This is a genomic window from Paenibacillus sp. NPDC057886, assembly GCF_042796655.1.
Taxonomy (GTDB): domain Bacteria; phylum Bacillota; class Bacilli; order Paenibacillales; family Paenibacillaceae; genus Paenibacillus.
Window position 1 is genome coordinate 52,110 of record NZ_JBHVMZ010000010.1, and the last position, 20,236, is coordinate 72,345.

Genomic DNA, 20,236 nt, shown 5'->3' on the forward strand with positions numbered 1-20,236 from the left:
AGAGCGAGTGGAATCGAATGATGCAATATGCTAAAGCCAGTAAAGGACAAGCAAAAAACACAATTGGCTTATCCTTTGTTTACTTGTGGCAGTCAGAATATGTTATTATATAAGCAGAAATCAATTCGGCAGGACATGGTCCCCATGTTCATGCAGGAGCGAGGTGTCATCAATGGACTCCATGGATAAGACGGTTAAATTTAATGTGAAAGCCGACGAGCAGGAAGCATCCTCCAAAGAGATTCTTCTCACGGTATATGATGCACTGGTGGATAAGGAGTATAATCCTATTAACCAGATTGTCGGGTATCTGATTTCTGGAGACCCCGCATACATCCCTCGTCACAACAATGCACGCAGTCTGGTCCGTAAAAAAGAACGCGATGAGCTGATTGAAGAGCTTGTTCGTTCTTATCTGGCCAATCACCGGTAATGTACATCGCTTCCGCTGTGATGCAGCTATGCAGGCAGCGGGAAATGAACCGACAGAAGACAGCCTGAAGCTTGAGAAGGCGAATATTGTTCGACCTGAGCAGGCTTGAGGATGGGAGAGCATGGATGAAAATATTAGGTTTGGACTATGGGGACCGAAGAATCGGAGTTGCCGCTAGTGACGCCTTCGGTTGGACTGCCCAGGGATTGGAAGTACTTGAACGCCGCCGGGATGAAGGTGAGTTCGCTCGGATTGCTGAGCTTGTGCGTGAGCATGAGATCGGCGAGATTGTTGTCGGACTTCCCAAAAACATGAACGGCACCGTAGGGCCGCGTGGTGAAATATGCATTGCTTTTGCCGAACGCCTGCGGGGCGAACTGAATTTACCTGTTCACCTTTGGGATGAACGGCTGACAACCATGGCAGCAGAACGAACGTTGCTTGAAGCGGATGTCAGTCGCAAAAAACGCAAGCAGGTTGTGGACAAAATGGCCGCAAGCTTGATTTTGCAAAATTATTTGGATGCCAATAGTAAAAGGTGAGGGGGATCAACAATGGCTGAAGATCAACTGGGTATGGAAGAAGAATCGGAGATTATTTACATTGCGGATGACGAGGGTAATGAAGAGGAATTCGAAGTCATCATGAAATTCGAAGTGGACGGTTCGGAGGCCAAGTACATGATGGTTGCTCCGGTTGAACCCGAAGATGGAGAGACGGATGTTTATGCATTCCGTTATGAAGAAGAGGGCGACGATATTAAACTTTTCGTCATCCAAGATGATGCCGAATGGGATATCGTCGAGGAGACGTTTAATACATTTCTTGCAGAAGATGAAGAGGAAGCGAACTAAATGACAGAATACAGCCGCGAAGACTTGAAATGGACAGATTCGCTGCGTCTGGCTTTTGGTGCTCATGTTGAGCTGGAAGAAGAGAACGGTAAATCGCATCCGTATGACCTGCTGGCTGAGTTTGAGGTGAAGGGCCAACAGTATGCGGTGCTCCGCAGTTCATTACGTCCTTATGACGAAGTTGAACTTCTGCGGGTTTTACCGGGAAGTGAAGGCCAGATCATGCCGGAATTAGTTACGATTGACGATGATGATGAGTGGGAGAACATCTCTGAACTGTATGATGAGTGTACACTCCCCATTGACGAAGATTGATTAATCAGCTTCAAATTGAAGATACCGGAAGGGCGGAGAAGTCCGCTCTTTTTGGTTGTGTAAAGGAGTTGTGTCTTTTTTGAAAGGAAAAGCGATTTTAGTCTTTCTGCTTGTCATCGTGGTTGTTGCCGGAGGCGCAGGCGTATATGTCTGGAACATGATGCGTCCGGTGCAAGCATCCACAGAACCGATCGTATTCGAGATCAAGAGCGGGTCAGGAACTTCAAAAATTGCGGACCAGTTGGAGCAGGAAGGTCTGATTCGAAGTGGTTTAGCCTTTAAGGGATATCTGAAATGGAAGAAACAAGGATCGAATTTTATGGCAGGTACATATTCCTTAAATCCAGGCGTGTCATACGATGAGATTATTAATAAGCTGAATAACGGTGAAGTTGTGCCTGAATCTATGGTCAAGTTTACTATTCCTGAGGGGTATACCGTATTGCAAATGGCAGACAAACTATCTGCTGAGGGAATTGTGGATCGTGAGGAATTTATCAAGCTTGCGAATGATCCGTCTGCTTTTGATATCGACATCATCAAGGACATTCCAGTGGATGAAGAACTGCGATATGTGCTGGAGGGATATTTGTTCCCGGAGACATATGAGTTGAAAGAGGGAAGTTCTACTCAAGAGGTCATGCAGCGAATGATTGAGGAATTCCAGACCAAGGTTGATTCTATTCCTGATTTGGAGTCCAAACTCAAGGAGAGAAATCTGTCTTTGCATGAAGTGTTAACGATCGCATCACTTGTGGAGAGAGAAGTTGTGGTGGATCAGGAACGCGCGCTTGTGGCAGGCGTAATCTATAATCGGATTAAGCAGGATATGAAACTGGAGATCGACGCTACAGTACAGTATTTACTGGATAAGCCGAAGGCCAGATTGCTTTTCAAGGATCTGAAGGTACAGAGTCCCTATAATACGTATCTGAACAAAGGCCTGCCACCAGGACCGATTGCAAGTCCAAGTCTGGCATCCATTGAGGCAGTTTTGGAACCGGAAGCTTCGGATTACCTGTTCTATGTGACCAAGAAGGACGGTACATTCGGACATCTGTTTGCCAAAACGTATAAGGAACATCAGCAAAATATAGCCAAAAGTAAGGCTGCGCAATAAGCGGAGGGGATGTATATGAGTACGAAACATGAACTGCTCGTTACGGCGGCAAATGTGAAAGAGGCAGAGGTGCTGCTCCAAGCAGGGGCAGATGCTTTGTTAATTGGGGATGATCGCTTCGGCATGCGTCTTCCCGGAAGCTTCAGTGTGGAAGAAACAGCAGAAGTGGTTGCCATTGCAGTGAAACATCAGGCTCGTGTATACATGTCCATGAACAATCTGATGTCCAACGAGTTGCTAAAGGAATTACCTGAATATGTTCAAGCACTGGGTAAAATCGGCGTTCATGGGGTGGAGTTCAACGACCCATCTGTGCTCGCCGCTATTAAGGAGCATGCTCCGCATATCCAGATGCACTGGAACGCTGAGATGACATCGACCAACTATGCAACAGCCAACTATTGGGGAACCAAAGGCGCGAGTCGTGTCGTGCTTGCTCGGGAGCTGAATATGGACGAGCTGACAGAGATGGTTCCATTTCTGAAGGTGGAAGCTCAGGTTCAGGTGCATGGCATGACGAACATTTATCATTCCAAACGGAGTCTGGTGCAAAGTTATATGTCCCATCAGGGGCGTCCTGTAGAGGGGCATTTGGGTAAAGAGCGTGGTTTATTTCTGATCGAGGCTGAACGCCGGGATGAGAAGTTCCCGATCTATGAAGATGTGAACGGAACTCACATTATGAGTTCGGAGGATATCTGTATTCTTGAGGATCTTCATCTGTTGATGGAGGCCGGGGTACACAGCTTCAAAATCGAAGGCATGTTAAAACCGCTTGCGTATAATGAAGCTGTTGTACGTGCATACCGTATAGCTCTGGATAGCTATGCGGCAGATGCCGGAGCTTATGCATTTTGTGAAGAATGGCTGGACGAGGTTCGTCAATTGCAGGACCCTGAGCGAGAGTTGTCGTTTGGATTTTTCTATAAAGAACAGGTGTATTAATAGACGAGGTGAACAACATGGAAACAGTGGCGGTACAGCGGAAGTTCTCGGGTAAACGTAACCGTCTGGACAAACCGGAGTTGCTTGCTCCGGCGGGCAATCTGGAAAAACTTAAATTTGCAATCCATTACGGTGCAGATGCTGTGTATATCGGTGGACAGGCATACGGATTGCGTTCCAACGCGGATAACTTTAGCTTTGAAGAAATGCGTGAAGGTGTGGAATTTGCCAAAAAATATGGAGCCAAAGTTTTCGTGGCAACCAATATTTATGCGCATAATGAAGATATCGAAGGCATTCAAGCGTATTTGCAAAACTTGTATGATGCAGGAATTGCAGCTATTATCGTAGCAGATCCAGCAATTATTGAAGTGGCTCAGCGTGCCGTACCGGGTCTGGAAGTGCATTTGAGTACACAACAATCGACCCTGAACTGGCAAGCTGTGAAGTTCTGGAAAGATGAAGGTCTTCCACGCGTCGTTCTCGGACGTGAGACAAGCTTTGAGGAAATTGAAGAAATCAAGGCCAATGTGGATATTGAGATCGAAGCCTTTATTCATGGAGCTATGTGCTCGTCCTATTCCGGACGTTGTGTATTGTCCAACCATTTTACAGATCGGGATTCCAACCGGGGTGGCTGCTGCCAATCCTGCCGCTGGAAGTATGATCTGTTTGAGGATGCTCGGGAGGATACGGTATGGGTTAGCGAAGAAGAGATGCAAATGAAGGCTCCTGCGCCTTTCAGGCTTGGAGAGAATCAGTTGCCCCTGTTCGAGGAGCAGGATAATTCTTTTTCCATGGGTTCCAAGGATTTGTGCATGATTGGGCATATTCCAGAGCTGATTGATGTCGGTGTGGATAGTTTCAAAATCGAGGGACGCATGAAGTCGATTCACTATGTGGCTACCGTGGTTAACGTGTATCGTCAGGCCATTGATTCTTATATGGCTGACCCGGAGAACTATGTATTGAAGCCTGAGTGGGTAGAGGAAATGAACAAGGCAGCGAATCGTCCACTGAATACCGGATTTTTCTATGATACACCGGATCATGAGGATCACATCTATGAACCGGAAGAAAAAGCGGTACCTTTTGACTTTGCCGGATTGGTTATGGACTATGATGCGACTACAGGAATGGCGATCATTCAACAGCGCAATCATTTCAAACCAGGACAGGAGATCGAATTTTTCGGTCCGGGAGGCCACTTTTTCAAACAGGTGGTTGGGGAACTGCAGGATGAAGAAGGCAATGTGCTCGATGCAGCTCGTCACCCGTTACAGCGTGTAAAAATGAAGGTGGATCAACCTGTTTCCTACTTTGATATGATGAGAAAAAAGAAGTAGGTTCAAATGCCTAGTTTTTAACAAAATAATATTATGTTTTAACAATATAGTGTTATAAAATGAAGAATTTTGGCCTCCGTATATCGGCATATGGGGGTCTTTTTATTATAGAAAAATAGGAAAAAAGTTGTAATAAATTTCGAAAAAACGAAAGGGGAAAGGAGAAAGTTGTCGAATACTACATATTTATAGGGGAGAGAAAGAAAAATCCAACAAGTAAATTACTGGCAGGTGAATGGGATTGGTTCAAAAGAAGCAGAAGGACAGTGGAGAAGAGTTGACAATACCCGAGAAGGTTAAGCCCGAGAAGGTTCAGAAAGTGAAGAAAGAAAAAGTAGTTAAAAGTAAGACAGGGGATGCTCCAAGCAAAAAGTCTTTTACATTGGACTCAGGTAAGCTGAAGTCGGGGTGGAACAAGACAAAAAACCAGTTGAACAAGCAAAACTGGAGAAATGTTGGGGGAACAACGTTAGCGCAGATTAAGAAGGCCAATCCGATTAAATCGGTAGGCGTTAAACTGTTTTTGATCTTTTTTGCGGGCATCATGATCTTTGTGGTTAGTTTGGGTCTATTATCCTATGCTAAAGCCAAAGATACGATTGAGAAGAATGCATCCCGATCAAATCAGGAAACGATTGAACAAACCAAACAAAAAATGGACATTATTCTGGAGCGGTTTGTAGATACATCCACACAAATTTTCTTCGACCCGGAAATGCAGTCCTTGCTTCAGAAGATGTCTGATAAGAATTTGTCTGCATATGATACGTTTGTGAATTCAAGCTCCATCAACAAACAATTGTCGAATATTGCTTTTACGAATAAATCTATGGAAGCGATTTATCTTGTGCCGACAGACGAAACAAAGTCCACCATGGGTACAGGCAGCAGCAGTTCTTCCATGGGTGACATCCGTAATGAGAGCTGGTACGACGAGTTGGTTCAAGCAGGTGGATATCGCTGGCTTCCAACAGAAGTCAAAGAGGACGGCAGCACACCAACGTTCCGAATTGCACGCTCAATGAAAAACCTGCAAGGGACAACCCAGTCCTATGTGTTAATCATTGAATTGAAATTGGAAGTTCTGGAGCAGCAATTGAAATCTCTTGACCTGGGTGAAGGTTCAGTTCTCCAGCTCATTGCTCCGGACAATAAGGTTGTAGCTTCAACGATTGCTGATGGTACAGGGAAAGATACGGATTTGGCTTTTGTAAAAGATTTGAAAGAAAAATCCGGCAGCATGAATACAGAGTATACCGTGGATGGAAATTCAACCAATATGCTGGCGTCATTTAGTACTATGGATATATCCGACTGGAAGCTGATCGGGATGGTTCCAACATCTATCCTGGTGAAAGATGCCAAGGGTATTCTGACGTTGACCTTGTGGATGGCATTGGTTGATGCCGCTATTGCGGTACTGATCGGTATTTGGATGGTTCGCATGATTGCCCGCCCAATGGGCAAATTGAAAGATCTGATGCAAGAAGGAGCAAAAGGGAATCTTAAAGTGCGTACACCATTTACCTCCAAGGATGAGATTGGCCAATTGTCGGCTGCATTCAATCTCATGATGGAGCAAATTACGAAACTCGTTGAGCAAACCAACCGTTCTGCACAGGAAGTTCTGGATACCGCTTCTGAGCTGAGCAGTGCTTCCAAGAAAACAGCAGTCTCCGCTTCCGAGATTGCGGTGGCTACAGAAGAAATTGCTGGTGGTGCGAGCAGTTTGGCAACAGAGGCGGAGCGTGGAAATGAATTGACCGACAATATCTCCCGTCAGATGGAGAGTGTGGTCGCCGCAAATGAGCAAATGGGGGATTCAGCCCGTCACGTAGAGAAATCCAGTCAGACAGGTACACAGCATCTGAATCAGTTGATGACCAAAACGCAGAAGACAGAAGAAATGATCGGTGCGTTGGTAAACAAGGTAGATTCCTTGAAAGAGAGTACTTCCTCTGTTCTGAAGGTGCTTGATGTCATGCAGAATATTACCAAACAAACGAACATTCTCTCCTTGAATGCAACAATTGAAGCCGCTCGTGCCGGTACAGCTGGACGCGGATTCATGGTGGTAGCTAATGAGGTTCGTCAGTTGGCCGAACAATCCAGACAGTCCATTGATATGGTCGGCGACATTACCGACAAGATTATGACCGAAATGAATGAGACGGTGGATCAATTGTCGGCAGCTTATCCGTTATTCAAGGAACAGATGGATGCCGTGAAAGATACCAATGTGATATTTGCTTCAGTACAGCAACAAATGGGTGCATTTGTTGAGAGTCTGAGCATGGCCACCGGTTCAATCGGAGATTTGAATCAATCTCAAGGTACGTTGTCCGAAGCGATGAGTAATGTCAGTGCAGTAGCTGAACAATCTTCTGCAACATCCCAGGAAGTTGCCTCCTTGAGCAGTGAACAGCAAAATATCAGTAATCAACTGGTGAATTTGTCTGCCAAACTGGAGAATGTATCAACAGAATTGAAAGATACATTGTCTCGCTTTACGGTCTAAACCAAACTTATCTGATCCATTAGAGAAACCTGTCCCTTGTTGGGACGGGTTTTCTTGTCATTACCGGATAATTCCATTTTGAATGTAGAATACTATGCCAAAACGCTGAACGGGGTGGCCTGATGCATATACAACTGAAGCGGCGCATTTATATTGCATGTATTGTTCTTACGGGTTTATTTATTTTGCTTATGATTCGTTTGGCTTGGGTTCAGGGCGTTCAAATCAACCGCACGATGCCCGGATTTCAACGTACCGTTCGTGAGATGTCCGTATTGCAGCGGGAGCGAGGGGTTGTACTGGATACGGGACGAGGACAGTTTACCGATTATAAGGGGCAGCCCCTAACAGGCAAGCTGGAATGGGGTTTGGTCCTTTTTCCGCATCCAGATCAAACAAGTCATTCATATCCAGCCACAATGGCGAATGCGGGAGTTAAGGAATTGGCAGCTCTATTACATACCGATGTGAAGTCGTTACAAAAGGAATGGAATCAAGGGAACGCACCCCATTTTTGGACAGCAGGTGCCGACCAGCCGATCGCATTGACCGATTCTCAGGTTGCCCAACTACGTGAATTGAAGGCAGACGGAACGAGTGTGTATCCCCTGATGACACGTTATGGACAAGCCGCTACGGGCATGCAATGGCTGGGTTATCTTGCTGAACAGCCTGGATTCCCGAATGCTCAGTCGGGTCATAAGAATGAGGTGAAGCAGCCTTTTGCCATGAAATCTGGAGCAGCTGGGCTGGAAAGAACAATGGAACCTTTATTGATGGGCATTGGGCCTACCCTGATAACACGTATGGTTACAGGTTCAGGAGAGGTTATTCCGGATATACAGCCGCGCGTGATTGCCCCCTCCAATACACACTATCCATTGCGTGCGGAGACGACAATCAATATTGATTTGCAGCAAGGGATAGAGCAGATAGTGAAGAAGTCCGGAATGAAGGAAGGGGCTATCGTTGTGCTGGATGCGGCCAATGCAGACGTGCGTGCCATGGTTTCGGCACCATTCTATAATCCGCAGCATGTAGACCCCAAACAAACGGATTGGGCAAATCGTGCCGTGCAGGGAGCTGTACCGGGTTCCATATTCAAAATCGTTACAGCAGCGGCCGCGCTGGAATATCACGCTGTATCCAAAGGGGAAACTTTCCATTGTGGTGGCGAGTGGGGGAAATATGGTCTGTCCTGCTGGAAGGAGCATGGGCATGGGACATTGAATCTGGAGCAAGGGTTTGCGGAGTCCTGCAATATTGTATTTGCTGAAACTGCTCGTCGGCTTAGTATGGAGCAGCTGGAACGTACGGCGGATGCTTTGGGATTGGCACGTCCGATTGGCTGGGAGGGGAAGCAGGTCGCAGGAATGCCGCTGCTGCATCATTTCGATCACGAGGACGCAGGAAGAGTGAGATTGCCATCCGTCTCTCCTCAGGATAAAGGAGCCAAGGTACAGACGGCTATCGGTCAGCGGGACGTTCTGGTGACTCCATTGCAAGCGGCCAATCTGATCGTTACGCTCCTGCATGATGGCAAGGTGAGTGCTCCACGCCTCGTTCAACGTATCCGATATGCCGATGGTGATACGATGCTGGATATGCCGATGCATGATTCACCATCTTCAGCAGGACGAATCTCTCCGGCTACGGCACATCAGTTGTTGTCCTGGATGAAGAAGGTTGTTCGCGACGGAACAGGAAAATCCCTGCAACATGCACGGTGGCAGGTGGCAGGGAAGTCAGGTACAGCACAGGTACAGCAACACGGAGAAAAACGTAACCATCAATGGTTTATTGGGTATGGTCCTACGGAACAACCCCAATATGCTGTAGCGGTCCTTGTTCAAAACGTTGCTCCAAGCAGTCGTCATCAAGCAACGGCGATATTCAGAAAAGTGATGGACTATTTGGCTGAATCCTCATGATTGCCGGGAGGAGCAGGTTCTTGCACCGAAGGCTCAGCATTCATACCAGGGGCGGTGCTACCCGGTGTGTCCATCACTAATGGGGAGGATTCGAATTCATCCTTCGGCAAATGAATCCATTGCTGGAGATATCCTTGTTGCAGCAGTTCTTTCAGTAGGATCAGCAGCACTGGAGACAATACCACACCAGCCAGACCAAAGACAGAGAGTGAGATCAGCATAAAAGAAAGCATCAAGTAAGCGGAAGAGACCCCGATCGAATTACCCGATATTTTTGGCTCCAGCAGTTGGCGTGTCAGCATGGTTACAGCAAGGACTACAATTAAGCCAATGGCAAGGCTGCTATTCCCCACAATGAACAGATACACAATCCATGGAATGAATATAACAGGTACACCCAGCAAAGGCACAAGGTCAAAAACGGCGCAGATGGCTGCGATGGTGAAGGCATTGGCAGTTCCCAGAATCAACAAGCCTGCATAAATCAATACAAAAGTAATCAGCATCATAATCATCTGGGCCTTCAAATACGAACGAATCGTCTTGAACACATGATTACGCATAAATTCAAGAGCCAGCTTCAACGTTTTTGGTGTTTTGGCCCGGGCAAATTTCCGCCAGGATTCAATCTCGATACTGAGAAAGAACGCAAGAATAATGGCAATCCCGAAGTTGGTAATAAAGGAAGAAAATGAACTGAGAAAACCGATGACGATTTGTGCACCGCTGGTCACCCATTTGGACAGGAATCCGGTCAGTGTAGCAAAATAGTCATTAACCTTATCGGTTATTCCGTCAGGTAAAGCATCAGACTTGTCCTGAATGAAATAAACCAGATTAGTGAATTCACGCTGAATCATCTCGATATAATAAGGGAAATTATCCTGCAAATTAGAAATTTGGGATACGATAATTAATCCCAATCCAAAAAAGGCAGCAACAATAACCGCAAGAAACAATAAAACCGAAATGGCGGCACCCAGGGTTTTGGGCAATCCTTTGCGATGCAGAAATCTTGCCAGAGGTTCGATCATCCAATACACTATAAATGAAAGAAAAACTGGCGCAGCCAATTGATATAATCGACTGAAACCGTACATGATAAAGTACACGGTTAATACGAGCAGCGCAATGTCAAAGACGGTGCGTCCGTATTTTTTGTAAAGCGGCAGCATGGGCATGGCTCCTTTATACGTCATTAAGGTAAAAATTAGGATGCATTTATTGTACACGATAGCTATCTTTTTGGGAAAAGAGGATTCAAGAAAAGGCTGAATTATGATAAAATTAAAGGCGGTTTATTTTGGTTAGTGCTAAATTATGGCACGGTAATTCAGCAAGAGAAGCGGGGAGTTTGTAGCATGACAAATTTACTTCAGAGCATATTACTGTGGTTATTGTACATTTCATCGTTTTACGCCTTTATTCCGAGTTTGGTTAGCAGACTTTTTGGTTTTCGTGTGTTCAGGCGCGGGAGAAGTGAGACGGAGTTTTCCTTAACCTTTGATGATGGGCCAGACCCGGAATACACACCCAGATTGCTTGATTTACTGCGTCAGTATGAGGCGAAGGCAACGTTTTTTGTAGTCGGGGAGCATGCAGCCCGTCATCCCGAGCTCATTCAGCGCATACATGAGGAAGGTCATCTTCTCGGAATTCATAATTATATTCACAAAACCAATTGGTTAATGCGGCCGCGTACGGTTCGAGATCAGATTCAACGAACAGGTCAGATTATTCAGGAGGTTACGGGGGTAAGAACTTGTTATTATCGTCCACCATGGGGCATTATGAATTTGTTTGATTTTTTCAGTAAAAAAGATCGCCGGATTATTTTGTGGTCGTCCATGTTTGAGGACTGGAGAAGCAGTGTGGGCGTTGAGAAATTGACGGAACGAATGTTGAAGGAGCTAAGGGGCGGAGAGGTCATGTTACTGCATGATCGAGGCACTACCCTCGGCGCTGATGCACGCGCGCCGGAGCAGATGCTCCAGGCGCTCGAAGTCGTATTGCAGGAGGCAAACAGGCAGCAGTTGCACAGTGTACGCATCGATACGTTGATGGGAGGCGTTACGGTGAGCGAACCTGAAATTACAAGTCAACCACAAACACATTTATCACCTTGGAAACGGATGGTTGTTGCGTTATGGCTAGGCTGGGAGAAGTTGTTTCATTGGGTATACCACCTGCATACAGCGTCACCGGAGGACCCATTGCTGCATTACCGCTCCCGCGTATATCATGGAGCATTGGTCGAAATGAATGATGGTCATGTGATTCGTAACGGAGATCCGGTTATTGAACTTCATTTTGATAATAAAAAGCTTTTCGATCTGGGTATGACTTCACGTTCAAGCATGCATCTGGCCATTCGAATGATTCGGGCTATGGAACAGCAACTTCCTGATTTGGCGCGGCAGGTCGCACTTGAACCTGAACTCCGTTCAGCCAAGGCTCTATACGGTGTGAGCATGATTAACCGGGGACCGGAGAAATTCGGGTTTACGGTTCGGGAGCTGGCTCCTGGACCGTTCAGTTCTGCATCCAAAGTGTATCTGAAGCTTCTGCTGAGTGTCATTCATCCGGCAGGAACGAAACGTCTGAAGCAGCGATCTGAACAATTGGTTCCAAAAATGATTGCGATGCCGCTTGACGTGTTACTGGATCGATATGGTCAGCATGTATTGGTAGCAGCGACGGCAGAACAGTCCTCTGAGGAATTGATGGTTCCTGAACAGGAGCTTGTACCTGAACGAAACTAAGCGCGAAACGAATAAAGAAAAGGGTTGCCCTTCGCCGGATTCGGCTGAAGAGCAACCCTTTATTTATGTTTCCGATAAGGCAATTCATCGGATATCTTACACTTGAATTAGATACTCAGCACGCCGCCGTTGCTTGCATTCGTTACCAGTTTGGAATAACGAGCGAGGTAACCGGTTTTTACTTTCGGTTCAAACCCTTTCCAGCCTGCGCGACGACGTTCGAATTCCTCGTCACTGATGTGCAATTCGATGATACGGTTGTTCAGATCAAGTTCAATGATGTCTCCTTCTTCAACAAAAGCGATTGGACCGCCTTCAGCAGCTTCGGGAGAGATATGTCCGATACTGATTCCGCGGGATGCGCCAGAGAAGCGTCCGTCGGTGATCAGACCTACTTTGGCACCAAGGCCCATACCTACGATCTGGGAAGTAGGAGCGAGCATCTCAGGCATACCTGGTCCGCCTTTTGGTCCTTCATAACGGATAACGACAACATGTCCTTCTTTTACTTTGCCGTTCGCAATGCCTTCGAGCGCTTGTTCCTGCGAGTCGAAGCAAATAGCAGGACCTTTGTGGTATCCGCCAACCGATGGGTCAACAGCACCGACTTTGATGATAGCTCCTTGTGGTGCAAGGTTACCAAACAATACAGCCAAGCCGCCTTTTTCGGAATGCGGATTATCCAGATGGTGTATGACATTGGTATCTTGGATTTCTTGTCCTTCAACGTTCTCACGGATCGTTTTACCCGTTACAGTAATACAGTCACCGTGAATCGCACCTGGTTTCTTGAGCAATTCGTTCAGAACTGCACTTACGCCACCTGCATTGTGCACGTCTTCGATGTGAAGATCGGAAGCAGGTGCCAATTTTGCTAAGTGAGGAACGCGGTTAGCAACTTCATTGATACGCTCAATTGGATACTCGATGCCTGCTTCATGAGCCAGTGCCAGCGTATGAAGTACCGTATTCGTGGAACCGCCCATAGCCATATCCAGTGCAAAAGCGTTGTCGATAGCTTCTACAGTAACGATATCGCGTGGTTTCAAGTCCATTTTGATGAGTTCCATCAGTTGTTTAGCGGATTGTTTAACAAACTCACGACGCTCAGGAGCAACAGCCAGGATAGTTCCGTTGCCTGGCATAGCCAGTCCCATCGCTTCAGCCAGACAGTTCATGGAGTTTGCAGTGAACATACCGGAACATGATCCACATGTTGGACAGCCGAACTGTTCAAGCTCAAGAAGACTCTTGTCATCGATTTTACCTGCCTGGTAGGCACCCACACCTTCAAATACGGAGGTCAGGGACAATGCTTTACCGTTGCTGTCACGACCTGCCTTCATTGGACCGCCGCTGACAAACACGGTAGGAATATTACAGCGGAGTGCGCCCATCATCATGCCTGGTGTGATTTTGTCACAGTTCGGGATACATACCATGCCGTCGAACCAGTGTGCAGATACAACGGTTTCCACGGAATCCGCGATAATGTCACGGCTTGGCAGCGAGTAACGCATACCAATGTGTCCCATGGCAATTCCGTCGTCAACTCCGATGGTGTTGAATTCGAATGGAACGCCACCGGCTTCACGAATAGCTTCCTTTACAATTTTACCGAATTCCTGCAGGTGAACATGGCCGGGCACGATATCGATGTAAGAGTTACATACGGCAATAAATGGTTTGCCAAAGTCCTCTTCTTTAACGCCCGCTGCGCGGAGCAAACTGCGGTGCGGTGCACGGTCAAAACCTTTTTTGATCATATCGGAACGCATCTTCTTGGCTGACATGGTGTATTTCCCCCCAAATTTATAATATTGAGCAACATGAATGGAAATATAAATGGCAGTGCATCTGTCGTTTAATTTCATCCGTACTCTAAAAAAATAGACCAGTGATACTGGCTTCGAGCTTCCCGTAGTTTGTGAAATTCTTTGCTGCTTTAAACCCGTGAACGACCCGGTTTTTCTATAGAGTCTATCACAACCGTCGTCATATTTCTACAATTCAATAGAAAGAAGCTTCAATCCATTAGTGGAATGAAGCTTTCTTGATTTGATGCATTGCATCAGGTGATCTTTCACCACTACCCTTGGGGATAGGCTAACTGCTCCCGCCTTTGCGACCAATCTCCCGATAGAATTCTCTATTATGAGTTTCGGAAGTTGCTGCTCCACCCTTGCGTCCAATTTCCTTATAGAACTGAGAATCATGCGCATCTGAAGTCGCTTCTCCACCTTTTTTACCTATCATTTGGTAGAAGCTCCGATCATGCTTTTTGGATGTGGCCTTACCACCTAATCTACCCGCTTCCTCGCGACTCATTTTGTGTTCAGACGTTTGTGGACGTGCCATTACAAATCACTCCTTATATCATAAGTAGATTGTTGTAGCGCGTATTCCTACTTACCACAACATTTCCAGCCTGAAACAAGTCGATTCCGATGGAAAGGAGCAGGATTTCAGTTCATCTGAACCAGGATGCTGAACGTTTTAATATCCCCTGACGATTGAAGTGAACGCGGGAAATATCGGGCTCAATAAGAGGCCGAAAGGCATGACGGACGGCTGGGTGGGCTAGCGTTATAGCGAACAGTAGTGCTATGGAAACAATTACAGGAATGTACAAGCTGGTCTCCATATAGTTGTAAACCCCGGACCAGATCGCCAGACGAACGAGAAATCCATGTAAAAGGAACACATACAGAGTACGTCGTCCAAGATCAGTCAATCGGGATGTTAATGAAGGGACCCAGGCGAGAAATAACGCTCCCGATCCGATTTCAAGTGCGTAGATTCCGATTCGGTAAAGTCCTGCAAACCACTCATGGTGTCCAAGCTCCGCATAAGTCATACTACCCAGTAACCAGCCTGGTGCAATGTTGAGTCCGCCCAGTCCGATCCAACCAAGAAGAGCAGCAGACAACGTAGCGGCAATGCTACGACCCCAGCCGGATCGCAGACGGGAGCGGATAGACGCTCCGTAGTCATACCCGATAACAAAGAAAGGAAGAAATACAAACGTACGGCTGAAGCTCAACCAGAAACCGTCAATGGGTAGATAACCAGCAAATACCCCCAGCATCACGGCACCGAGTAGTCTGTATATCGGTTTCCAGGAGAGTGTGAGACGAAGCAACAGCCGCCAGCAGAAATGACTTGCCAGAAACCAGAGCAATAAATAAGGTGCAAAGAAAGACAAACGCATATGCGGTGTGTGGAATACGGTGAAATCCATTACTGCATACAGGGACTGGAATAGAAGGTACTGTAATGCAATCTGCTTAAGCACACTGCGGCCAGATGTACCTTTGAGTGAATGTCTGGCAAAATAGCCGGTTACCCATACAAATAGCGGCATGTGAAACGTATATATCCACAGAAACAGAGCCTCTGCTCCTGCAAAACGTGTAATGATTGGTTCGAGAGCATTGCCCGCTAACACACAGACAATGAGCATAAAGCGCAAGTTGTAAAAAAAGGAATCCTGATCGTTGTGAATGATGGTCGGTTTGTTCATGTTGTAGCCCCCCTGATAACCCTTGGCGATTGCAATCTGGTTCTGTAATAAGGGTAATATGGATGTGTATCATTCATTGTGATATATTTCACAATAGAAAGCGCTATCCTTTCTCAAAGCTGTGACAACAAAATGAACGCTCCGGGATTGACAACGGTTGCATAGAGGCTGACAATGGGGAAAGAAGATGAGAAATTGTAAATATAAGGAGGGGAGAATTCATGTCGACGAATACCCGCCCTAGCCCTGAAATTGTTACGTTTGGCGAAAGCATGGGTTTGCTGACAGCAAAGGATACAAGAGGTCTCGAATATGCGGCGACATTAGACAAATCATTTGGCGGCGCAGAGAGTAATCTGGCCATTGGTGTATCCCGGCTTGGGCATACCAGCGGCTGGTTTGGCCGCCTGGGTAATGATCCGATGGGTAACATGATCATGAAGGCTATTCGTGGTGAAGGTGTAGATGTATCCAGAGCAAGGATGAGCGACAAAGAACCCACCGGTTTGATGATTCGTGAGAACGCTTCCGGGAAAGCCTCGGTACACTATTATAGGAAGCTGTCCGCTGCAAGTGCGATTACTCCTGAAGATCTGGACACAGATTATATTGCGGGTGCGCAAATCCTTCACGTTACAGGCATCACCGCAGCAATAAGCGCGTCAGGACTTGCTACTGTTGAAGCTGCTATACATATAGCCAAGCAGTCTGGTGTGAAAGTGAGTTTTGATCCGAATCTGCGTCTTAAACTGTGGTCAGCTGAAGAAGCACGTCCTGTTCTGCTTCGTCTCGCTGAGCAGGCGGACTATTTCCTGCCAGGTCTGGATGAGATGAAACTTCTGTATAACGAAGAAGATGATCAAAAAGTACTTGAACGATTGTCCGCCATGAACGCAGTCTGTATCGTGAAGGGCGGCCCTGATTTGACCTACGTATTGGTGAATGGTACCCTAACGGAAGTTCCGTACTTCAAGGCAGATCATGTTCTGGATACGGTTGGGGCAGGAGATGGATTCTGTGCGGGCTTTTTGTCCGGGCTTATTAAAGGATATTCCCCGCAGGAGGCAACCCGTCTCGGGAATTTGACCGGTTCCATGGTTATACAGGCTGTTGGCGATTGGGAGGCGCTCCCGACGTGGGAGCAGGTCGAGGCCAAGCTGAACAATGTAGCTCATGTTGAGCGCTAGTCGCTGCTGAGATCATATATGTCTCATCTTCGTTCATTAATGTAAGGCTTGTAATACACAACCACATTGACAAGGGGGAGAATGAAATGAAGAAGCTTCAGCTGCTGCAAAAAATAACGGACAGTGGGGTTGTAGCGGTTCTGCGTGCAGATTCTGCTGATCAGGTTATCGCCATGGCCGAGCAAGCCATCGCGGGTGGCATCAAAATTATCGAGATTACGATGACGGTGCCTAGTGCCCTCAAAGCCATCGAGAAATTAAGCCGTGTATACCATTGGAACACACAAGATCCAGAGAAATTTGCCATTATTGGAGCTGGGACCGTGCTTGAACCCCAGACAGCGCGTGCCGCGATCATGTCAGGGGCCGAGTTTGTTGTGGGTCCTTCCCTGAACCCGGACACTGTGAAAATCTGCAACCTGTACCGGATTCCGATTCTCCCAGGCGTGATGACCATTGCGGATGTACAACGTGCATTGGAACTTGGCGTGGATATTGTGAAGTTGTTCCCCGGTAATCTCTACGATCCGTCCATTATCAAAACGATGAAGGGACCTATGCCACAAGCGAATTTCATGCCGACCGGTGGGGTTTCCTTGTCCAATCTGGGTGACTGGATCAAGGGAGGCGCCGTTGCTGTAGGTATTGGCTCGGACCTTACAACGGAAGCAGTGAAGACGGGGGACTTGAGTCATGTTCGCCGCAAAGCTGAACAATACATGGATGCTTACCGCAAGGCCAAGGCTGAATAGCGATGCATGATGGAGAAGGGGAGCCTCAGGAATGAAGGCTCCCGTTCTGCAAGCCGCGGCACCTGCGGAAGTGCAGAAAGGTGATGAAAGTTGAGAAATCGATATAATACAGGGCGCAAGAAGAGGGGCATCGGGAAATTCCTGCTCGTTCTTCTGGCGCTCATTGTCATTGGGTGTGGGTTTGTGGCTTGGAAGCTGTTTACGCCTTATGGACCACAGGAGATGGCGCAGACAGCTATGGAAACTGCAAATCAGGTGACTGTAACTGAAAAAGACAGCTGGATTGATTTTGTGCCGGACAAATCTGTTGGGGTGAGTGTTATTTTTTATCCAGGTGGATTGGTTAAACCGGAAAGTTATGCACCTCTTGCCCATGAACTTGCGGCAGCAGGACATCATACCATTATTGCAAAAATGCCGGTTAATCTGGCGGTACTTAAGCAGAATCTTGCAGATGATATTATTAAAGCCTATCCGGATGAACAATTTGTTATGGGAGGGCATTCTCTTGGTGGATCAATGGCGGCACGTTACGCGGCTTCCCATCCGGATGCACTTCAGGGCATCTTTTTCCTCGCATCCTATCCGGATGAAAAAGGCGATGTGAAGTCACTGGGGATACCAGCGTTATCCATACTGGGTACTAATGATGAAGTAGTGAATGCCACAAAGTATCAGAATGGTCGGGCATATTTGCCAGAAGATACGGTATATTACACCATTGAAGGTGGTAACCATTCGCAGTTCGGTGACTATGGCCACCAGAGCGGTGACGGCGAAGCTGGGGTCAGTGAAGAGGAACAACTGTCCCAAACGGTTAGAACGACTGTGGGCTGGCTGGATACAATCAAGTAAGCTGCCGGTTCAACGGTGATGGTACTAATCCATAACAGACGGGAACTGGAGGTGATATGTATGTCGATGCTTCAAATCCATGGCAAGCAAGTTACCTGCCGAGGCATTCTATTTGATAAAGATGGAACGCTGCTGGATTTCTTACAGCTATGGGGGCCATGGGCGGAGTCTTTGCTGAATCAGCTGGAATCACAACTGTCAGAGCTTGGTTCCTCGTTTACGGTGGAGCGTGAGCAAGTTCTGGGTACGGTCCGCAATCGTGAAGGTCATCTGATCGGATATGATCTTCAAGGGCCATTGGCTATTGCCACGGTGGACGAGAGCAACGGTTTGCTTGCTGGGCAGTTGTATGCAGCAGGCATGCCATGGAATGAAGCGATCACGATGATTCGCCGTTTTTCCAGTGTCGCCATGAGTGAGGTAAGGCAGAGAAGAATGGCTGAACCGGTGCCTGGATTAATTGCATTTTTGCAGAGCTGCCAGGAAGCATCTGTTCCCATGGCAGTTGTCACTTCGGACAGCACAGCTGCTGCAGAGGAACATATGGAGTGGATGGGAATCCGGTCGTATTTTACATCAATTGTAGGCAGTGACCGAGTGACTCGGGGCAAACCGGATGGAGAGGCTGCGGTTCTGGCTTGCCGCGAATTACATATTCTTCCTGAGGAAGCTGTTGTAATTGGTGACAGCAATGGGGATATGCAGATGGGACGTAACGCAGGGGTGTCCTGTAGAATTGGTTTCTGTCCAGAAGTCGAGGGAAGCCACTATTTATATGACGCCGATGCCATTATCCAAAGGTATGATGAGTTAAAAATCATCTCTGAACGTTCCTCACAGGGGTGATCTCGTAAAGGAGGAGAGAGGATGAACGCAACAGAACAACTGGCTGCCTGGATTAAGGAAAGTTCAAATATTGTTTTTTTCGGAGGGGCCGGAACTTCAACGGAAAGCGGGATTCCCGACTTCCGCTCTGCCGCTGGTTTATACCAGACAGAGCAGCATTCACCCTATCCACCGGAAGAGCTGCTGAGTCGACATTTTTTTGACCAGCATGCTGATATTTTTTATGATTTTTATCGAGGCAAAATGCTTCATCCTGATGCGGTGCCCAACGGCTGCCATCGACTTCTCTCCAGATTGGAGCAGGAAGGAAAACTTCAGGCGGTTATAACGCAAAATATCGACGGGTTGCACCAGAAGGCTGGCAGCAGCAATGTCCTGGAGCTTCATGGTTCGATCCATCGGAACGCTTGTATGGATTGCAAGAGGTTTTATGGGTTGGATGATATTATTGCCGCAAAAGATACGGTTCCTCGTTGCACAGCGTGTGGTGGCGTGATCAAGCCGGATGTTGTGCTGTATGAAGAAGAACTGGACCAGACGATATTATATCGTTCGGTTGAGGCACTGTCCTCGGCGGATTTGCTGCTGGTAGGCGGAACTTCACTAACCGTCTATCCTGCCGCACAATTGATTACGTATTTTCAAGGTAAACACACGGTCTTGCTTAACGCTACACCTACGGCTTACGACAGGCAGGCTGATTTGCTGATTACAGATCCTATTGGTGAGGTAATGAATAAGGTGGACCAGCTTCTAGGTTAAACGTAAGTCAACATTGTCCGAATAACCGCATTCTCCGGCATACGGACCGGGTACTAGAGGCGGAACCTGGGGAAAGAAGGGATTCAT

19 protein-coding genes are annotated in these 20,236 nt (G+C 47.1%); 15 read left to right on the forward strand and 4 right to left on the reverse strand.

The annotated features are described in order from the left end of the window. Positions 1 to 172: 172 nt before the first annotated feature. The 9 genes from ACFVQB_RS28155 to ACFVQB_RS28195 all read left to right on the forward strand — a co-directional run bounded on the left by ACFVQB_RS28155 (position 173) and on the right by ACFVQB_RS28195 (position 9,462). A complete protein-coding gene (locus tag ACFVQB_RS28155) occupies positions 173 to 433 on the forward strand; it encodes an IreB family regulatory phosphoprotein (protein WP_024633073.1) in 261 nt (86 codons plus the stop codon). Positions 434 to 558: 125 nt separating this feature from the next. Further along, positions 559 to 975 (forward strand): Holliday junction resolvase RuvX, encoded by a 417-nt coding sequence (gene ruvX / locus ACFVQB_RS28160; RefSeq protein WP_076287768.1) that lies wholly within the window; start codon positions 559 to 561, stop codon positions 973 to 975. Between the two features lie 12 nt (positions 976 to 987). Continuing rightward, positions 988 to 1,287 (forward strand): DUF1292 domain-containing protein, encoded by a 300-nt coding sequence (locus ACFVQB_RS28165; RefSeq protein ID WP_024633075.1) that lies wholly within the window; start codon positions 988 to 990, stop codon positions 1,285 to 1,287. Beyond that, a complete protein-coding gene (locus ACFVQB_RS28170; protein WP_024633076.1) occupies positions 1,288 to 1,602 on the forward strand; it encodes a DUF1292 domain-containing protein in 315 nt (104 codons plus the stop codon). A 79-nt stretch (positions 1,603 to 1,681) separates the two neighbouring features. Then, positions 1,682 to 2,722, forward strand: coding sequence for an endolytic transglycosylase MltG (mltG, locus tag ACFVQB_RS28175; RefSeq protein ID WP_379447177.1), 1,041 nt, complete (start codon positions 1,682 to 1,684; stop codon positions 2,720 to 2,722). Positions 2,723 to 2,737: 15 nt separating this feature from the next. Continuing rightward, the gene (locus tag ACFVQB_RS28180) at positions 2,738 to 3,667 is read left to right on the forward strand and encodes a peptidase U32 family protein (RefSeq protein ID WP_379447178.1); all 930 of its coding nucleotides are present in this window, start codon (positions 2,738 to 2,740) and stop codon (positions 3,665 to 3,667) included. Between the two features lie 17 nt (positions 3,668 to 3,684). Next, positions 3,685 to 5,013, forward strand: a complete 1,329-nt coding sequence (locus tag ACFVQB_RS28185; protein WP_379447179.1) for a peptidase U32 family protein — start codon at positions 3,685 to 3,687, stop codon at positions 5,011 to 5,013. A 235-nt stretch (positions 5,014 to 5,248) separates the two neighbouring features. Then, positions 5,249 to 7,531: a methyl-accepting chemotaxis protein gene (locus ACFVQB_RS28190; protein ID WP_379447180.1), complete on the forward strand. Its 2,283-nt coding sequence runs from the start codon at positions 5,249 to 5,251 to the stop codon at positions 7,529 to 7,531. A gap of 122 nt (positions 7,532 to 7,653) precedes the next feature. Then, the gene (locus ACFVQB_RS28195; RefSeq protein WP_379447181.1) at positions 7,654 to 9,462 is read left to right on the forward strand and encodes a peptidoglycan D,D-transpeptidase FtsI family protein; all 1,809 of its coding nucleotides are present in this window, start codon (positions 7,654 to 7,656) and stop codon (positions 9,460 to 9,462) included. Here ACFVQB_RS28195 and ACFVQB_RS28200 read toward each other — a convergent pair. Continuing rightward, a complete protein-coding gene (locus ACFVQB_RS28200) occupies positions 9,441 to 10,637 on the reverse strand; it encodes an AI-2E family transporter (RefSeq protein WP_379447182.1) in 1,197 nt (398 codons plus the stop codon). The two genes, ACFVQB_RS28195 and ACFVQB_RS28200, sit on opposite strands and share 22 nt — an antisense overlap. A 186-nt stretch (positions 10,638 to 10,823) precedes the next feature. Here ACFVQB_RS28200 and ACFVQB_RS28205 point away from each other — a divergent pair, with 186 nt between their 5' ends. Next, a complete protein-coding gene (locus ACFVQB_RS28205) occupies positions 10,824 to 12,224 on the forward strand; it encodes a polysaccharide deacetylase family protein (RefSeq protein WP_379447183.1) in 1,401 nt (466 codons plus the stop codon). Positions 12,225 to 12,331: 107 nt separating this feature from the next. Here ACFVQB_RS28205 and ilvD read toward each other — a convergent pair whose 3' ends face one another. The 3 genes from ilvD to ACFVQB_RS28220 form a co-directional block, all read right to left on the reverse strand. Next, entirely contained in the window at positions 12,332 to 14,017 is a 1,686-nt protein-coding gene (gene ilvD, locus ACFVQB_RS28210) for a dihydroxy-acid dehydratase (RefSeq protein ID WP_113053445.1), read from the reverse strand. Positions 14,018 to 14,330: 313 nt separating this feature from the next. Next, positions 14,331 to 14,582, reverse strand: coding sequence for a KGG domain-containing protein (locus ACFVQB_RS28215; RefSeq protein WP_379447184.1), 252 nt, complete (start codon positions 14,580 to 14,582; stop codon positions 14,331 to 14,333). A gap of 112 nt (positions 14,583 to 14,694) precedes the next feature. Next, complete coding sequence (locus tag ACFVQB_RS28220) at positions 14,695 to 15,747, reverse strand: acyltransferase family protein (RefSeq protein WP_379447185.1); 1,053 nt, start codon at positions 15,745 to 15,747, stop codon at positions 14,695 to 14,697. A 221-nt stretch (positions 15,748 to 15,968) separates the two neighbouring features. Between ACFVQB_RS28220 and ACFVQB_RS28225 the strand changes: the two genes are divergently transcribed. The 5 genes from ACFVQB_RS28225 to ACFVQB_RS28245 all read left to right on the forward strand — a co-directional run bounded on the left by ACFVQB_RS28225 (position 15,969) and on the right by ACFVQB_RS28245 (position 20,149). Continuing rightward, on the forward strand, positions 15,969 to 16,934 hold the full coding sequence (locus ACFVQB_RS28225) for a sugar kinase (protein WP_379447186.1): 966 nt from the start codon (positions 15,969 to 15,971) through the stop codon (positions 16,932 to 16,934). Positions 16,935 to 17,020: 86 nt separating this feature from the next. Then, positions 17,021 to 17,686, forward strand: coding sequence for a bifunctional 2-keto-4-hydroxyglutarate aldolase/2-keto-3-deoxy-6-phosphogluconate aldolase (locus tag ACFVQB_RS28230; protein ID WP_024633088.1), 666 nt, complete (start codon positions 17,021 to 17,023; stop codon positions 17,684 to 17,686). A gap of 90 nt (positions 17,687 to 17,776) precedes the next feature. Then, a complete protein-coding gene (locus ACFVQB_RS28235) occupies positions 17,777 to 18,541 on the forward strand; it encodes an alpha/beta fold hydrolase (protein ID WP_379447187.1) in 765 nt (254 codons plus the stop codon). 60 nt (positions 18,542 to 18,601) lie between these two features. Beyond that, complete coding sequence (locus tag ACFVQB_RS28240) at positions 18,602 to 19,387, forward strand: HAD family hydrolase (RefSeq protein ID WP_379447188.1); 786 nt, start codon at positions 18,602 to 18,604, stop codon at positions 19,385 to 19,387. A 21-nt stretch (positions 19,388 to 19,408) separates the two neighbouring features. Beyond that, positions 19,409 to 20,149 carry an NAD-dependent protein deacylase gene (locus ACFVQB_RS28245; RefSeq protein WP_379447189.1) on the forward strand — a complete coding sequence of 247 codons (741 nt, stop codon included), beginning with the start codon at positions 19,409 to 19,411 and terminating at the stop codon, positions 20,147 to 20,149. The last annotated feature ends 87 nt before the right edge of the window (positions 20,150 to 20,236 follow it).

Excerpts from the sequence above, each read along its gene's own strand:
- ACFVQB_RS28155 (WP_024633073.1), top strand. The coding sequence starts at position 173 with ATGGACTCCATGGATAAGACGGTTAAATTTAATGTGAAAGCCGACGAG.
- ruvX (WP_076287768.1), top strand. The coding sequence starts at position 559 with ATGAAAATATTAGGTTTGGACTATGGGGACCGAAGAATCGGAGTTGCC.
- ACFVQB_RS28165 (WP_024633075.1), top strand. The coding sequence starts at position 988 with ATGGCTGAAGATCAACTGGGTATGGAAGAAGAATCGGAGATTATTTAC.
- ACFVQB_RS28170 (WP_024633076.1), top strand. The coding sequence starts at position 1,288 with ATGACAGAATACAGCCGCGAAGACTTGAAATGGACAGATTCGCTGCGT.
- ACFVQB_RS28180 (WP_379447178.1), top strand. The coding sequence starts at position 2,738 with ATGAGTACGAAACATGAACTGCTCGTTACGGCGGCAAATGTGAAAGAG.
- ACFVQB_RS28185 (WP_379447179.1), top strand. The coding sequence starts at position 3,685 with ATGGAAACAGTGGCGGTACAGCGGAAGTTCTCGGGTAAACGTAACCGT.
- ACFVQB_RS28190 (WP_379447180.1), top strand. The coding sequence starts at position 5,249 with ATGGGATTGGTTCAAAAGAAGCAGAAGGACAGTGGAGAAGAGTTGACA.
- ACFVQB_RS28195 (WP_379447181.1), top strand. The coding sequence starts at position 7,654 with ATGCATATACAACTGAAGCGGCGCATTTATATTGCATGTATTGTTCTT.
- ACFVQB_RS28200 (WP_379447182.1), bottom strand. The coding sequence starts at position 10,637 with ATGCTGCCGCTTTACAAAAAATACGGACGCACCGTCTTTGACATTGCG.
- ACFVQB_RS28205 (WP_379447183.1), top strand. The coding sequence starts at position 10,824 with ATGACAAATTTACTTCAGAGCATATTACTGTGGTTATTGTACATTTCA.
- ilvD (WP_113053445.1), bottom strand. The coding sequence starts at position 14,017 with ATGTCAGCCAAGAAGATGCGTTCCGATATGATCAAAAAAGGTTTTGAC.
- ACFVQB_RS28215 (WP_379447184.1), bottom strand. The coding sequence starts at position 14,582 with ATGGCACGTCCACAAACGTCTGAACACAAAATGAGTCGCGAGGAAGCG.
- ACFVQB_RS28220 (WP_379447185.1), bottom strand. The coding sequence starts at position 15,747 with ATGAACAAACCGACCATCATTCACAACGATCAGGATTCCTTTTTTTAC.
- ACFVQB_RS28225 (WP_379447186.1), top strand. The coding sequence starts at position 15,969 with ATGTCGACGAATACCCGCCCTAGCCCTGAAATTGTTACGTTTGGCGAA.
- ACFVQB_RS28230 (WP_024633088.1), top strand. The coding sequence starts at position 17,021 with ATGAAGAAGCTTCAGCTGCTGCAAAAAATAACGGACAGTGGGGTTGTA.
- ACFVQB_RS28240 (WP_379447188.1), top strand. The coding sequence starts at position 18,602 with ATGTCGATGCTTCAAATCCATGGCAAGCAAGTTACCTGCCGAGGCATT.
- ACFVQB_RS28245 (WP_379447189.1), top strand. The coding sequence starts at position 19,409 with ATGAACGCAACAGAACAACTGGCTGCCTGGATTAAGGAAAGTTCAAAT.